Consider the following 16,221-nt stretch of genomic DNA (forward strand, 5'->3'; position numbering starts at 1 on the left):
TGTTACTTTTTACAGAAATTGTAGCACAAAACACAAACCGTATGTCAACAAAGTTCACTTCATAATCCATATATTTTCATATTTCAGATGAAAAACCTAATATATATATTATTAAGGATCTTAATCACCCTCTAAAGTCAGGTATTATAACAAATAGCAAAAAACAGACGGTTGGTATCTAACCAACCGTCTGTTTTGATTACATTCGCTATTTTTTTGAAAATCGTACTCGTAATTTTCCTAATCTGCAGATCGATTATGATGATGATTGTGATTATGACCGTGCTGACCCGGATTAGGGTCCTGACCGTGATTATGAGCATGAGCCAGTTTATTGAGTTCATCCACATAAGTCACGGACAGTTCCGCATACAGAACACCTTTTTGCACCTGAATCTGTTGATGAAGATGACGCAGCCTTCCCAGGTTTCCCCGTACAGCAATAACTTCCAGACACTGGTCATGATTCAGATGCACATGCATATTGGAAATAATATCATGATGCGCCTCGTGCTGCAGCTCCATCAAACGAATGGGAAGATCACTGATATGGTGATCGTAGACCATCACAATGGTGCCTGCCACATCCTGGTCGGATTGTAATGCAGAAGGTTGCAGTAAAGTTTTGCGAACAAGATCACGGAAAGCCTCAGATCGGTTTTTGTATCCCTGTTCCTCAATATACTGGTCAAACTGCTCAATCAGAGGTGTAGGAAACGCCACCCCGAACCGGGTCAAATCTTCTTTGTCTGCCATGCCTCTCCTCCTGCGCCCTCATTTGCTTCGAGTGTACCACAGACTTGTCTGCTCATCGACTATACTGTTGCATAAAACGTACAGCCGATTGCATTGCCTGTTGTCCAGCTTCACTCTCCAGATCAAATTGATAATCATGTCCCAGCTTCTCCGAAGAGGTTGAGAAAAACAAGGTTTCCGCATCGACATCAAGGCGCTTCAAGACTTGCGCCAGTTCAACCGATTGACTGGTCAACGGGTCATCATTACCTGAGGTAATAAATGCAGGCGGGTACTCTGTTGTGGCTTGAAGCACCGTCGACATTTCATCCAAACGTGGATAGTCTTCAAATGTTTTGATTCCTGTATATGACCAGAGAAAGGTCCGTATGAGCGGAAAACCTGTATTGGCTACGGTACTCAGATTATAGGGACCACAGAATAGAAGAACCCCGCGTAACTCTTCCGGATCAACGGTTGGCGTTATATTCATCAGCTTAGCCAGAGATGGATTTGTCACCACGGCTGCGGTCTGACTTGCAATCTGGGCACCGGCCGAATTACCTGCGAGAAATATGTTCTCCGGGTCACCCTGAAACTCATCGGCATGGTTCTTCACGTAAGTCAAAGCCTGATTCGTCTGAATGACGGGAATGGGATATTTCGTATCCGGTGCGAGCGCATAATTCATACTGACGACAACATAACCCTGTTTGGCTAGTTGTATCGCATAATCTGTAATGTCCTCCTTGTCACCCAAGACCCATCCACCGCCATGAACCCACAGCACTACAGGCAAAGTTTCCGTTGTTACGGAAGGATAATAGATATCCAGCGTACTGTCATTACGACCTTCGTCTGCATAGGGTAGATCCGCAACATGAGTTATTCCATCCGAGATCATAGCGTCCTTGCGGTTCGTGTCCCGACTAGCAGTCTCAATGAATGATTTTAGTAAAAATACCGTTATTTTCGGTGTCCACTGTGTACCAACTCCAATAAAACCTATGATCAAGATTAGTACAACGCTGGGAATCCAGTACCGTTTACGTATAAAACCTCTCGTCCCCGCACGTTTCTTTTCCAACTTTGGCTGCAATAGCTTCACCTCATTTCATCATCATTGAAGCGTCTTCACATCTAAAGTGGTGTACGTTAGGGATTGAACCGGGTTTCCTATTATTTGGGTCTCTTGGCGATTTCCTGTCTGACTTTCATGTATGTAGTGGATACTTTTTGCTCCAGTGTGTGGATATGTTGTTTTGAGCCTGCCCACTTCTCCGCTGCAGAAGCCAAGGCGTTCAATGAGCTGAGTACACGTGACGTTTGGCCTTGCTTCGTGCTCTGTTTGAACTGTTGTAGAGCGTTGGAATATCGTTCTTTAGCCAGACTCGCCTGTTTTTTAGCCGTTTGAATCTGTTTCTTCGCGGAGTCGGCCCCTGCTAGCATAGCTCGTAAACGTTTTATTTCAGTGCTCTTCCGTTTACGTGCTTCAGCAAGTTCCTTTTTCTTGATTCGGATGTCTTCTCTGGCAAGCTTCACAACCGGTCTCAACGTCTCTGCTTGTGTGCGGATCGCTGCACTCCATTCCTTATTTTTGATGGCTTTGGCTGCATCCAACTGTCTATTGACTGAACTATAGAGGGCGAATAGTGGTTCATATCGGGCTTGTGTTTGCTTTACCTTTTCAGCTAGAGCTGCGACCTTCGCGTCATCGGTTTGTCTTATTTCTACACGTAATCGCTCCAATTCCGCGGTATTGCCGGCATGAAGTGTCTTTATTTTTTGCTCCCAAGCCTGCTCTTGTGTCTTCCAGTTCCCTACTTTCTCGTACGCTCGTTGCAGAGTTAACTTGGTCTGTGTATCGGCTTTGTTCAGAACGGTATCCCATGCTTTCTGCGCTGTTACCCCAAGATCAATGCTCGCAGCCTCGGCTGCCGAAGCAAAATACACCGTGCCTGCGCTGAACAGAATCACAAGCCCTAGGAGAAAGCGTGACCTCACTATAAGATGGGTGAATGATCGCTTACCATGTTTGCCTTTCCTATGATCCAACATGTCACTATGGCTAGCTGCTACTGGAGAAGTGGATGAGGATGGGATGAAGTCATGTCCTCCAGCTCGTGCTAATAGGGAAGAATGGCAACATGCTTTTCCCTCCTGATCATTTATCGTTCCCTTCCACACTTTTGTTTGCATGCATTCCTACACCCTTTCTTCAAAATATTTGGAAGATATTAAGCCGTCTGATCCTCTGTGCTGTGCATTTCGAGCAATTCCACGTCCATTTCCTTGCAGCAGAAATAGCTATCGAAATTAGCGAACGACAAAAAAGCACCCGCAAGTCAGGCATTTGCCTGCTCTTACGGGTGCTTCCCTCATAAGCCGTTCCATATGAGATTCGATTGAACGAGTCGCTCGAACCTTTCCTTTTTCTAATATATTCCATTCGCTGTATCTGGTCAAGTCGTACTGGTCTCACTGGTTGAATATCCACCTTCGATTAACGGGAGAACCCTTTCCGCTTATAGTTAACAACTGATACAGCTCAACTTATTGATTGACCAAAATAGCTTTCATTTCCTCGGTCAGATCCTCTTCTTTCAGCATCATATAGATGTTCTCGCCACGAGTTACATTCAACTTGATCTGATAGATGGTATCTTTCTCTGTTAGATAACCAGAACGTTGACGATTGAGTAGATCGCTAATGATTTTTTTGTTTTTGGTCGCGACCTGCTTCTTGATGCTAAGACTCCCATCGATATATTCTGACTGCGGAGTGGCCCACTGAAGCGAACCCGGACTGTTGATCTCTTGCTTCACAAACTGAGCGGAGACAATCTCGTCTGCCTGGACAAGCAACTGATCGTATAATTTGTTCTCCTTCAGCCAAGCCAACACCCGATCATAGCTAGGTTTGATCTCAAAATTCCACATCTCTTTCGGTTGAAATGGATCTTTTGAAGACGAATCCTGATTCATCTCCGCGTAGGCAAACGACTGCCACGGGGAGCGCTGTTCTTCATAGGTCTGATCCAAAATGTCCTGTTTCAACAATGCTTTGAACTCACGGACTTGCTCCGGATTGCTAATATAAACCTTCCGGTATGAACTTATGGCAGAGCGAATGCCGAAACTTAATGCATCTTCATCCAGCTTATACGTTTCAAAGGCGACTCTTTTGTAATCCTGGGACTGTTTCAGAGCCATTAATTCCTGATGGAATTCGGCTTCTGGAATATAGTATTTACGTTTCATCACTTTGCCGTTATCCAGCTTGTAGTTAATAAATATATACTCATCATTACGCATACCTGTATTGATCGGATCATTCAGTAAAGGAAGATCGGAATCCACAATTTTTTGATGAAGAGCGATAACTGCCCCCATGTATTCCGGATCATTAGAATAGAGGTGAGCATCGCCCTTTTTCTGACTGACACCGTTACTGTAGGTATAACTTTCCCCACCAAGCTTGATGCTGTTCACCTTGCTCATTTCAGGCACTCGAGCGGCGTATCCATTCCAGTCGGCAATAGGTACGTACAGTATCAGACCAGCGATGATACCATATAGAATCAGCTTGGGCAGCAGCCTGCTGCTCCAGATCAGCCATGTTTTGCGAATAATCATCTCGGCAACGATATAACCTACAATTCCGCCGAGGATATATCCGAAGGTTCCCCATCCAGCTGATCCTTTTGGAGCAATCTTTGTAAAGTAACCTCCGCCAATCAGAACCAATGTAAACATCAATCCAAAGCGGAATATAGGTTTTATAAGCTTAAACGTAACTGCTTGCGTAGCAGATTCAACCTGTCTTCTCGCATAGAGCACATAAGTCAGCGGAATAAACAGGATTGCAAATATCGCATAGATAATTAACTCCTGACGGATTACAGGGAGGATACTGATCGAACCCACGCGCAGGACAAGTGAGAGTTTCTCCGCATTAAAGCCCACTTCTTCAAAAGCATATCCGAGCAAATAATGCTGGAGATGAAGTGACATAATGAACCACACGACAACAGGTAACAAGACGAGCGCGTACACGGTGAGTCCCTGCAATACAGATTGACCAATACACATGCCGACCGCCACAGTTAGCATGAACATAAACAGCGAGTAGATACTCATGCTCAAGCCCCACATCCAGATTGTACTGCCATCGAACAGAAACGCAGGTTGATCCAGTACCGCCCATACCAAGCCGGTAATCGCAGTTGTAATCCAGATTGGAATCAGGATCATGGCAAATCCGGTCAACAGATTCACCGTTAACAGATGTTTACGACGTAACGGCAAACTATGGAACAGATCCGAAGGTGCACCAGATTGAACATAGCGGAAAAGAAAGATACCCGCAGCTACCGGCAGTGTAATGGCGAACAAAATCTGCACTTCACCATTAGCCTGAAACAAACTTGTAATCTGTTGTGGCACATCCCTGTACTCGGTAGCGATATATAACGGAAGTGAGAACAACAATGTGATGAGATATAAAATGCCTATCCATCCATGCTGTCTGAAATTTTGGATCAGGATGCCCCGGTTACAGAACAATCGGTTGAATATCATACCCTGCGTCCTCCATTTCATAGATAAAGATTTCTTCGAGCGTCAGAGGCAGTACATCCAGCAGGTACGGATCATGTATACGGAATTGATCCGTTACCTGTTGTCGGTTGCCTTTGACAATGTACAGGGATACGCTTCCCCGTTTCTCTTCATGCAAAATATCAATCTGCTCCTCCATGGCTTTGGCATGGTCCGGGTGGCGGAAAGCAACCTGGATTTTATGCGTATCCGCCTTCAGATCATCGAGATCCTTCTCTACTATAATTCGGCCTTTATGCATAATCGCCACATGGTCACATAGATCTTCGATCTCACGCAAGTTGTGCGACGAGATGACAATGGTTACTTGACGCTCAGCCGCTTCCTGGAACAGCAAGTTTTTAATCTGCTGGCGCATGACAGGGTCAAGGCCATCTATCGGCTCATCCATCAGCAGCACTTCAGGCATACAGCTAAGTCCCAGCCATACGGCTGCCTGACGGCGCATGCCTTTGGACATGCGATGCAGCTTGCGTTTCACATCGAGTTTGAACACGGTAGCCAGTTGTTTGAACCGTTCCTCATTCCAGCGCGGATATACAGAACGATAAAATGCAGCCATCTGAGTAATTGAGGATTGCGGGAAAAAGTAGGGCGAATCTGCCATAAAAATTGTGCGGCCTTTGAGATCCATATTTTCATAAATTTCAGTATCCTCGATACGAACAGTTCCGCTGTCCTGACGGTAAATACCAGCTATCATTTTGAGCAGCGATGTCTTGCCTGCCCCGTTGGAACCGAGCAAACCATAGATCGATCCCTTATGTATGTGCATCGTTACGCCATCCACTGCCTTCTCCTGTTCAAACGCTTTGACGACTTGATTCAGCTCAATCATGAGGCTCCTCCTTCTCTATACGGGCCATCGCTTCCTCAAACAAAAGCATCATATCCGCCTTGGTCAAACCGGAATACGAAGCTTCTGCAATCAGCTTCACCAGAGATTCTCTGATCTCATCTCTCATAGCTTCATTCGGATGTTCCACAGATGATGATACGAAGCTCCCTTTTCCCTGCAAAGAATAGATGTAACCTTCACGTTCAAGCTCACGATATGCCTTCTGAATCGTATTCGGATTCACAGTCAGCTGCGTAGATAATGCACGAACGGAAGGAAGCTGCTCATCGGGCTTGAGAATTCCGTATACGATCATTTCTTTGACTTTGTCCACCAGTTGCTCGTAGATCGCCTTACGGCTGCGTACATCTAATTCGAACATCCCGCACCTCCTTTCTGTACATGTGTGAAATAACCTATGGGTTTAAATGACTGTATCTGAGGTGTATGTGCAAATATCTGAGGTGTAGAGTAATAAGGTAATAGCCAAGATCTGTGTAGCCAACTTCAAGGTGTATTAACTGTACTATTATTATTAATACAGTTAAATCAGATTGTCAACAGTTGACTTTGACTTCTGGTTTTATTCGGAGTACGTTAAAGAGAGATAGAACATATGGTTAATTAGACATATCGAGCTAGTTGGATTAGATTCATTTCGGCTAAGGCCGGGGGATGATCATGATCAGGGTCGTATTCACATCAGATGAGGCAAAACGGGGTATTTGAAGCGATGCGGTTACTTGAAGTGATACGTCTACCCGAAACCTTTGCTGCTTTACCGCTTTTGACAGGATTACACACAAAGGTTGTTCAGGTCTTTCCCCTTCCGTTATGATGGAGATGGAATATTGTTCGATAATCACTGGCTTTAAGTTCGGGGCACAAACGAGCTACTCTGCAGGGATCGGGTGAAAGACTCGGCCCGTTATTCATTTGGTTTGTAGGTAAAAAATCCGATGGCCGATATATGATTAGCGTTGATGGCGTCGAGGCAGTCCTCAGCCTTTTCAATCGTTAATCTGTTCGTTTCGTTTGAAGTGCAAGCTCTTACTGTCCGCACTGAGCATACATATTGTAGATATGTCTTTCAAAAGGTGGACACGGACATGAGAACTCAACCTGGAATTGATATTCTACATATAGATCATTCATAACGTTATAACCATATATTCTCTATATATAGTGTTTCATTTTCTTGAATGGAGATAGTGCCTTTTTAGAAAAAAGTGTCCACTCTTTGAAAGACAAAATTGCGAGAAATGTCCTTTTCACAAGGACATTATATTATCGAATTTAATTCATATAAGTTAAACTATTCACGAAATGTATGAGGCTTAACTAAGCGAAAGATGCGGAGCAACAACTTTCTTCAAGCAAGATGCTTCGGAAGCATCCGCTACGCCTCTAATACCTCATAAGGAGAATCCGAGATGAATGAACATATACAGGATAAAGAGCAGAATAACAAATCAAACGTATCACTTGAAACTAGTGAACAACAGGAAGAATTAAGCGGGGCAACAATTTCAGATACTAGTCTAGTCCAAGCAAGTTCGTCACAACGTGTGTTAATTGTAACCGCGGTTGATGCGGAGAAAGATGCGGTCCTCCGTGGTTTGGGAGACACGGGCGCGGAACGATTTGACGTCATTGCTGCGGGCGTTGGCCCAGCCTCGGCCGCAGCGGGTACAGCCGCTACATTGGCATATGCCGTAGCGGCTGCAAGCACGAGTGCGTTGGCGCAGGGTGCCACCGCGCCAAGCACATCCGATGTGGCACAGACATCTGCCACATCTTCAAGGCCGGGGCCCCTTGCCGGAGCCGGATCTTCACCAGCCTACATGCTGGTGATCAGTGCCGGCATCGGCGGCGGGTTCCCCGGCCGGGCAGACGTCGGCTCCCTCGTGGTAGCCGACGCCATGGTTGCCGCCGATCTGGGCTCGCAGACGCCAGACGGCTTCCTTCGTGTGGACGAGCTCGGATTCGGCTCGTCCATTGTGGCGGCGGACGCGGAGCTTGCCGCTCGCCTGCGCCATGAGCTGCAGCGGGCCGGGCTCGCTGTCAGCGGAGGCACTGCGGTCACCGTATCCACGGCGACCGGAACCGCGGAGACGGCAGCGGAGCTATTGCGCCGCGTGCCGGATGCTGCCGCCGAAGGTATGGAAGGCTTCGGCGTGGCAACGGCTGCCCAGCAGTTCGGCGTGCCAGCACTCGAACTGAGGGCCATCTCCAACGCGGTCGGTCCACGCGACCGCGACGCTTGGCGCATCAAGGATGCCCTCGATGCGCTTCAGGCTGCAAGTTCCATTTTACGGGAGGTTATTACATCATGAAAATTGCATTTTCCCCTTGTCCAAATGATACATTTATCTTTCACGCGTGGGTGCACGGATTGATCCCGGGCGCACCTGAGCTGGATGTCCGTTATGCTGATATTGATATTACCAATGGCCTGGCGGCGAATCCGGATGGACCAGATACACCTGAAGTGATGAAAATATCTTATGCAGCATTGCCATACGTGCTGTCTGACTATGCTCTGCTACCCGCTGGAGGCGCACTCGGCAGAGGATGTGGTCCGCTGGTTCTGACTGCTAACGGTACCACGGATCCCAGCTATCTGTCTGGACGGCGGGTTGCTGTGCCGAGCGAGCGCTCAACAGCTTATCTATTATTCCGTCTGTGGGCAGCACAAAATGTTCCTGGCGGTGTAGGCGAAATTGTTGTCATGCCATTCGACCAGATCATGCCTGCTGTTCGAGACGGCAAGATCGATGCCGGACTTGTCATCCATGAAGCACGCTTCACGTACCAGAACTATAATCTTAAGCTGATGACAGATCTCGGGAACTGGTGGGAAAGTGACACAGGTCTTCCGATCCCGCTTGGAGCGATCATCGCACGTCGCAACATGGATGCTCACGCCCTCGCCGGCTGGGCACGTGCCTCCGTTGAATATGCATGGGCGCACCCGGATGAGTCGAGAGCATACGTTATGGAACACGCACAAGAAATGGACCCTGACGTAGCTGCACAGCATATCGGCCTGTACGTCAATGAATTCAGCGCCAACCTGGGTGATGATGGTTATGGTGCGATTACTGCACTGCTTGGGCGTGCGATGAAAGAAGGACTCGTTCCCGAGTTCGATCTTGATTTGTTGCGGATCTAACATGTATTTATTTAAAACATTTAATTTTTTTCAGCTAAGTCCGTACGCTCTAAATCTAACGAACCTAATGCACCTTATTCAGCCGAATATCATGCTACAAAAATTCTAACGAATCCCAGACACTCTATTCAGCTGGAAATGGGCCATATCGCCGACCAACTCGCTTAATTCCATACAATAACGCTTCTACGATTCGTTAGAAATTGGTATGTGCGCATTGTCAGCGAATAGCGTGTGCTCGGTTCGTTAGAGTCCTGCATAGGGTGCCTTCGGGGATAGAAATTTCTTAGCTAGCCAGGATGATCGTAGTGTCCTTGCGTCTTGTTTTTTAGGGGGCTTGGGATTTAAGGTTAGTAACGGTCGTACTCAGGATATTCACGAATCGGAGTTTGCCCGCTAAACCGACCACACCCTATTTCACCGATCTCTACTTTCCAACAAAATCTCTGAACCTTACCTAGTCTACGGTTTGCGGTTCAGCGTTTTAGAGTTTAGAATTTTAGAGTCTAATTTTTAACTAGACGAAATACTTGCATCTAGATACTTTCTGCAAACTAGTAATCTCACTAACCATTTTGGACTACACACGACACACGAAATAGAAAGAGCTGTCCCCTAACGTCAGACTCATGACGAGAGGACAGCTCTTTTTTACTTCATATTTCAACTTCATATTTATACTCATATCTATCACTTTACCCAACCCAAGATCGAAGCAGAAAGAAACCTATCTACTTCACTCCTTCCCAATCCACTGCTCTCCCTTTCACAACTGTGGTCTACGAATCCAACCGTCACCTACAATTCAGCACAACTGTGTCTACTCTCGCAATCATCCCCTACGAATCTGCCACAACCGCGCGAATCATTATACACAGCGCATCCAGCATCATGGGAATAGGCAGCGACGGAACGGAGGGTTGCAGCACCGCCATCTCTGTTGAGGCTGGAAAGTGTACAAATCCGGCACGGATCGGGAGCTGTCCTACTCGAATGTGATCCAGCACCCGGTACATCGTGTTGTTGCATATATACGTGCCTGCTGTATTGGACACCGTAGCCGGAATACCTGCAGCGGACATGTCATTCACCATGGCACGTATGGGCAAGGTGGAGAACAGGCCGTCCGGACCTCCTTCCACAATCGGCTCGTCCACCGGGCGTTGCCCCTGGTTATCCGCGTAGGAGCCAGGAGGAATGTCTTTAACATTAACGGCAATACGCTCCGGCGTGATGGAAGTTCTGCCCTTGGCTAGCCCACAGGCGATGACCACATCGGGCCGATAAGCTTCCAGCTCTGCGATCAGCAGGTCTGCACATTCATTGAAGTGCACAGGCAACAGTACTGTTTTTAGCTCAGCACCCTCCATCACTTCGTTCGCAAGAGCTTCCATTAACGCTCCCGTTGGATTCACCACATCCCCGCCAAACGGTTCAAACCCGGATATCAGAATCTTCACCATCACACGTCCACTCCTGTCTGATTACTCCGATTTGTAACGCAAGCCCCACTGCCCCCGAATCGTGTCCATCAGCTTCATGATTTCCAGGGATTCGTCCAGTTTAATGGTATTGCTCTCCGTCCGGCCTTCCAAGATACAGCGTCCCGCTTCTTCTGCCTCAAAAGCATAACCAATACATGTTCGATCATCCATGAACTTCTCGGGCTCATCCTGACCATTCACATGCAGATAGGCTTCTTTACCCGCCAGGAATAAAGGTAGACGAATCTTGCCTTCTGTACCGTATATGACCGCTTCATTGCTGAGGTTCAGACGAATAGCAGCACTCAGTGATGCAGAACGCCCCTCGGAATAGGACAACAATACGGAAAATTGCTCGTCCACACCCGTCTCACCGATATTGGCTGTGCTCCATACATGCTGGGGCTGTTCGCCAAAGATCATCGAAGCAAAGGAGATCGGGTACACCCCTGCATCCAGCAAAGCACCCCCACCCAGATCCGGGTTAAGCAAGCGACCTTCCGGCTCCCAGCCGATACGGAATCCAAAGTCTGCCTGGACCAAACGGACTTCACCAATTCGCCCTTCTTCAATCCATGCTCTGGCTTGGGCAATTGGCGGCAAGAAGCGTGTCCACATGCCCTCCATCAGAAATAGCTTGCGCTCTCGCGCAGTCTCCACCAGCTGCTCCAACTGACGCGCATTCATCGTAAATGGCTTCTCACAGAGAACCGCTTTCCCTGCCTCCAGACAAGCCATCACATTCTCTTTATGTACAGGATGAGGTGTTGCCACATAGATAATATCCACCTCAGGGTCTTGCAGCATTTCATCATACGAGCCGTAAGCGCGTGCAAAACCATATTCAGCTGCAAACTTCTCCGCGCTTCCCGCTGTCCGCGAACCTACCGCTGCCTTCTCCGCGTTCCCTGCATGCTCCAAATCTCTTGCGAACTGGGATGCAATCCATCCCGTGCCCATAATGCCCCAACGTACTTTGTTCCGTCCTTCTACTGCTGTCATATTAAAGCCTCCCTACTGCAAATTGAGTTAAAAGGTTATGATTCAGATCAGACCAACATGGTATCCCCTTTATTTTACCAAAAAGAAACGCTCACGTCAGAAAACGTTTTCGTCCTACATCTGAACAGAAATAAATACATCGTTTTGCTTGACGATATGTCATATCAAACTTATGATTTAGTTAGTCGACTAACTAAAAGGATATGAACGGAGCGGAATATATGAACCCAGTCCAGAATGATCGGTTAATGGGACAATTATCCGAACTTGTGAAGCTAAAACGCTACAAGGTTCATGAGAAACTTGTGAACCACCCCGAGTTATACCCAGGGCAGCCCCCTTTGCTGTTTGAGCTTGAACGGGAAGATGGTCAATCCCAGAAAAAGCTGGCCGAACAACTTCAGCGCAGTCCCGCAACGGTAACGGTGATGCTCAAGCGTATGGAAACATCCGGTTATATTAGACGCGAAGCCGACCCGAAGGATCTGCGCAGTCTGCGGGTATACCTGACAGATCAGGGGCGCTCCGCGCTAAAAGAATTGAGAGAAGTGGTTCAGGAGTTGGAACAGCAGGCCCAGAAAGATTTTACCCCGGAAGAATCCCGGATCATGTCTGCACTCGCACAGCGTATGCTTCAAAACCTGCGTGAAGCCTGAGGCGATGCAGACTCTCGACCTTGCTAACAACAACTTGCTTATGCAATTAAAACTGAGGTGATTTCCTATTGTGGACGTTAAAACGATTCTTGACCCCGTATAAGTCGGCGGCGATCCTCGCCCCGCTGCTCATGGTACTTGAGGTTGCCATGGACCTGCTTCAGCCCAAGCTGATGTCCAGCATCGTGGATAATGGTGTGCTTGCAGGGAACCTGTCCCATATCGTAACTACAGGTCTGATCATGCTACTTGTTGCGTTAATCGGCTGGGTTGGCGGCGCAGGCTGTACACTCTATTCAAGCAAGGCTGCCGTTGGATACGGCACGGACCTGCGCCAGGAGTTGTTTGACCATATTCAAACCTTCTCCTTCCGTAATCTCGATACGTTCCAGGAAGGTTCTCTGATTACTCGTCTAACCAGTGATATTACCCAGATGCAGACCTTTGTGCAGATGCTGCTGCGGATGTTTATCCGTTCGCCGATGCTGATCATCGGTAGTATCATCATGGCGTTTACGATCAGTGTGAAGCTGGCTTTGATTCTTATTGCGACTGTGCCGGTACTGTTTATTATTTTATTTATCCTGATAAAAGCTTCCTATCCACTGTTCGCCAGCGTGCAGAGCAAGCTTGATCAGGTCAATGCCGTTCTTCAGGAGAATCTTGCCGGCATCCGTGTCGTCAAGGCATTTGCACGTGCGCGTCTGGAGAAAAAACGGTTCAAACAATCCAATGAAGATTACACCTCAACTGCCGTGAAAGCATGGCGGATCGTCACACTGAATGCACCCGTGCTCAGCCTTATGCTGAACGCTACTATTGTAGCGGTGTTGTGGTTCGGAGGTTTCCAGGTAGTGGGAGGCGATATTGCCGCCGGGGATCTGATTGCTTTTATCAACTATGTCACGGTTGTACTCTCGTCCCTCACATCAATTGGCATGATGATGATGAGCTTCTCCCGTGCCAAGGTATCTGCTGCCCGGATCAACGAGGTGCTACATACACAGCCGGATATTCAATCGGGATCGGGAACCGATAACTCCGAGAATGTACAGTCACACCAGACTACCCTTGATCCTTCTCCATACCATCCGTCTTCCCTTCACTCAGACGCCATGGGTCAAGTGGAGTTCAGAGACGTATATTTCCGTTATGACGGAGAACACACTCTCACCGGAATTAACCTGATCGCTCGACCCGGCGAAAAAGTGGCTTTGCTCGGTTCAACAGGATCAGGCAAAACATCGCTGGTGCAGCTGATTCCCCGTCTGTATGATGCTTCGCAGGGTGAAGTGCTCGTGAACGGAGTGGACGTCCGTCACTGGGATCTTCAGAATCTTCGCAGCCGTGTATCCATTGTGCTGCAGGAATCCATCCTGTTCAGCGGCACCATCCGGGATAACATTTGCTTCGGCCGGCCCGGTGCAACGGATGCTGAATTGCGTGCTGCGGCTCAAGCTGCGGCGGCGGATGATTTTATTATGAAACTGAAGGATGGCTATGACACGGAGCTGGGTCAGCGCGGGGTCAATCTGTCCGGTGGACAGAAACAGCGTATATCCATTGCACGCGCCCTGCTCATGCGGCCGGAAGTGCTGATTCTGGATGATAGCACCAGTGCGGTCGATCTGCGTACGGAAGCCAGCATTCAGAAGGCTTTGCAGTCCTTGATGAAAGACAGCACGACCTTTTTGATTGCACAGCGGATCTCTTCCGTGAGGGATGCCGACTGCATATATGTCATTGATGAAGGGCAGATCGTTGCCAGCGGTACACATGATCATCTCATGGCTCATTCATCACACTATCAAGCCATCTATTATTCGCAGCAACGGAAGGAGGATGTTCAATTTGGCTAAACCTGCATCTTCCTCCCCTCAGCAAACCGTCGTTCCTCCGATTGGAAGACCCGGACCAGCGGGCAGAGGACCTGTCCCCAAAGTCAGAGCCAAAAATGCTCGCCATGCCCTGATTCGGGTATGGTCGTACATGGGACGTCATCGCAAAGGAGTTATTGCTGCATTGGTGCTGACTGCTCTCGGAACACTGCTCAATCTGGCAGGACCTTACCTTCTCGGACGTGCCGTTAACGAACATATCGTTCCCAAAGTAACAGCGGGCTTGCTGAAGGAATGTCTCCTCTTGCTGAGTGTTTATGTCTTTGGCTCGCTCCTGATGTGGGCTCAATCCTATGTCATGATTGGTGTGTCCCAACTGACCGTCAAGGATCTGCGACATGCATTGTTCTCGCGGCTGCAAGAGCTGCCTGTAAGCTTTTTCGATAAAAATCAAAGCGGGGACCTGATGAGCCGGGCCACCAATGATATCGATAATGTATCCACAACGCTGAATCAAAGTGTAACCCAATTGATGTCCAGTGCCATCCTGCTCGTCGGCTCCTTGTCAATCATGTTTGCGCTCGATGTTCGCCTTACATTGCTCAGTCTGGTGACGGTACCCTTAATCACCATCGCCACTCGCCTGATCGCTTCGAGAACCCGCAAACACTTCACTGCTCAGCAGAAGTTACTTGGTGAACTTAATGGATATGCTCAGGAGACCATTGCTGGACAGAAAGTCGTGGCGGCCTATAACCGACAGGATCAGGCACATCAACATTTTGAGAACCTGAACGAGAAACTACGCACATCCAGCACACAAGCCCAGACCGTTTCGGGTCTGGTTGGCCCTACAATGAACGTGATGAATAATATCGGGTTTGCCATACTCGCCTCAGTAGGTGGATGGATGGCTTATCATGATCTGACGTCTATCGGACTAATCGTCAGTTTTCTCGCATACTCCCGCCAGATTGAACGGCCGCTCAACGATCTGGCCAATCAATACAATCTGATTCAGGCTGCCATTGCAGGTGCTGAACGCGTGTTTCACATCATGGATACACCTGGTGAATATGTGGAGGAACAGAAAAAACAGCTGGATCAGATTCAGGGTAAAGTCGTATTTGAAGACGTCTCCTTCGGGTACAGTGCCGAGAGAGATATTCTGAAGAAGGTCAGCTTTACCGCCAAACCTGGCGAGATGATTGCACTTGTTGGACCGACCGGTGCAGGTAAAACGACCATTATCAACTTATTACCTCGTTTCTACGAGATTACAGGCGGACGGATTACCATCGATGGATGTGACATCTCGGAACTGGAGAAGGACCCGTTACGGCGGCAACTTGGCATTGTGCTTCAGGATGCCTACTTGTTCTCGGGTACCATTCGCGACAATCTTGCCTACGGCAAGCCTGACGCAACCGATGAACAGATCAGGCAAGCAGCTATACTTGCGAATGCACATTCGTTCATCCGCAAACTGTCCCAAGGCTACGATACGCCCATCATTTCCGGGGGAAGCAATCTGAGTCAGGGACAGCGGCAACTGTTAACCATTGCCCGGGCAATTCTTGCCGATCCAGCCATTCTTATTCTGGATGAAGCGACCAGCAGCATAGATACACGGACCGAAATGCAGATTCAGGAAGCGATGCGCACCTTGATGAAAGACCGTACCAGCTTTGTCATCGCCCACAGGCTAAGCACAATCCGTGAGGCCGATCAGATTCTCGTCATTGATGATGGACAGATCGCTGAACGGGGAAGCCATGACGAGTTGATGCAGCAGCAAGGTTTCTACTATCAGTTACATCAGGGACAACAAAATTAACCCTCCCTGCCCTTGAAGACAAGACGAAAACGCCGC

At 48.1% G+C, this 16,221-nt stretch carries 13 protein-coding genes; 5 read left to right on the forward strand and 8 right to left on the reverse strand.

Going from position 1 to position 16,221, the window contains the following annotated elements; translation table 11 throughout:
- Window positions 1–240 precede the first annotated feature (240 nt).
- The 6 genes from nikR to FS628_RS08790 all read right to left on the reverse strand — a co-directional run bounded on the left by nikR (window position 241) and on the right by FS628_RS08790 (window position 6,575).
- A complete protein-coding gene (nikR, locus tag FS628_RS08765) occupies window positions 241–756 on the reverse strand; it encodes a nickel-responsive transcriptional regulator NikR (protein WP_145320883.1) in 516 nt (171 codons plus the stop codon).
- Window positions 757–808: 52 nt separating this feature from the next.
- Window positions 809–1,834 carry an alpha/beta hydrolase gene (locus FS628_RS08770; RefSeq protein WP_145320885.1) on the reverse strand — a complete coding sequence of 342 codons (1,026 nt, stop codon included), beginning with the start codon at window positions 1,832–1,834 and terminating at the stop codon, window positions 809–811.
- Between the two features lie 80 nt (window positions 1,835–1,914).
- On the reverse strand, window positions 1,915–2,712 hold the full coding sequence (locus FS628_RS08775) for a hypothetical protein (RefSeq protein ID WP_222125201.1): 798 nt from the start codon (window positions 2,710–2,712) through the stop codon (window positions 1,915–1,917).
- A gap of 576 nt (window positions 2,713–3,288) precedes the next feature.
- Window positions 3,289–5,316 (reverse strand): MFS transporter, encoded by a 2,028-nt coding sequence (locus FS628_RS08780; RefSeq protein ID WP_145320890.1) that lies wholly within the window; start codon window positions 5,314–5,316, stop codon window positions 3,289–3,291.
- On the reverse strand, window positions 5,291–6,193 hold the full coding sequence (locus FS628_RS08785; RefSeq protein WP_145320892.1) for an ABC transporter ATP-binding protein: 903 nt from the start codon (window positions 6,191–6,193) through the stop codon (window positions 5,291–5,293). The genes FS628_RS08780 and FS628_RS08785 overlap by 26 nt, the downstream gene beginning before the upstream one ends.
- Entirely contained in the window at window positions 6,186–6,575 is a 390-nt protein-coding gene (locus FS628_RS08790) for a GntR family transcriptional regulator (protein WP_145320894.1), read from the reverse strand. Before FS628_RS08790 ends, FS628_RS08785 begins: the two co-directional genes overlap by 8 nt.
- A gap of 1,051 nt (window positions 6,576–7,626) precedes the next feature.
- On the opposite strand from FS628_RS08790, the gene FS628_RS08795 reads away from it, so the two are divergent.
- Together FS628_RS08795 and FS628_RS08800 are read left to right on the forward strand one after the other, a co-directional pair.
- Complete coding sequence (locus tag FS628_RS08795; RefSeq protein ID WP_145320896.1) at window positions 7,627–8,529, forward strand: futalosine hydrolase; 903 nt, start codon at window positions 7,627–7,629, stop codon at window positions 8,527–8,529.
- A complete protein-coding gene (locus FS628_RS08800) occupies window positions 8,526–9,368 on the forward strand; it encodes a 1,4-dihydroxy-6-naphthoate synthase (protein ID WP_145320898.1) in 843 nt (280 codons plus the stop codon). Before FS628_RS08795 ends, FS628_RS08800 begins: the two co-directional genes overlap by 4 nt.
- An 839-nt stretch (window positions 9,369–10,207) precedes the next feature.
- On the opposite strand, the gene pcp is transcribed toward FS628_RS08800, so the two are convergent.
- Together pcp and FS628_RS08810 are read right to left on the reverse strand one after the other, a co-directional pair.
- A complete protein-coding gene (gene pcp / locus FS628_RS08805; RefSeq protein ID WP_186327747.1) occupies window positions 10,208–10,831 on the reverse strand; it encodes a pyroglutamyl-peptidase I in 624 nt (207 codons plus the stop codon).
- Window positions 10,832–10,852: 21 nt separating this feature from the next.
- Entirely contained in the window at window positions 10,853–11,854 is a 1,002-nt protein-coding gene (locus tag FS628_RS08810) for a Gfo/Idh/MocA family protein (RefSeq protein WP_145320900.1), read from the reverse strand.
- Window positions 11,855–12,075: 221 nt separating this feature from the next.
- Here FS628_RS08810 and FS628_RS08815 point away from each other — a divergent pair, with 221 nt between their 5' ends.
- The 3 genes from FS628_RS08815 (at window position 12,076) to FS628_RS08825 (ending at window position 16,185) form a co-directional block, all read left to right on the forward strand.
- The gene (locus FS628_RS08815; RefSeq protein ID WP_186327748.1) at window positions 12,076–12,510 is read left to right on the forward strand and encodes a MarR family winged helix-turn-helix transcriptional regulator; all 435 of its coding nucleotides are present in this window, start codon (window positions 12,076–12,078) and stop codon (window positions 12,508–12,510) included.
- 68 nt (window positions 12,511–12,578) lie between these two features.
- Entirely contained in the window at window positions 12,579–14,369 is a 1,791-nt protein-coding gene (locus FS628_RS08820) for an ABC transporter ATP-binding protein (RefSeq protein ID WP_145320904.1), read from the forward strand.
- On the forward strand, window positions 14,362–16,185 hold the full coding sequence (locus FS628_RS08825; protein WP_145320906.1) for an ABC transporter ATP-binding protein: 1,824 nt from the start codon (window positions 14,362–14,364) through the stop codon (window positions 16,183–16,185). Before FS628_RS08820 ends, FS628_RS08825 begins: the two co-directional genes overlap by 8 nt.
- The last annotated feature ends 36 nt before the right edge of the window (window positions 16,186–16,221 follow it).

This window comes from Paenibacillus xylanexedens, assembly GCF_007676705.1.
GTDB classification, from domain to species: Bacteria; Bacillota; Bacilli; order Paenibacillales; family Paenibacillaceae; genus Paenibacillus; species Paenibacillus xylanexedens_C.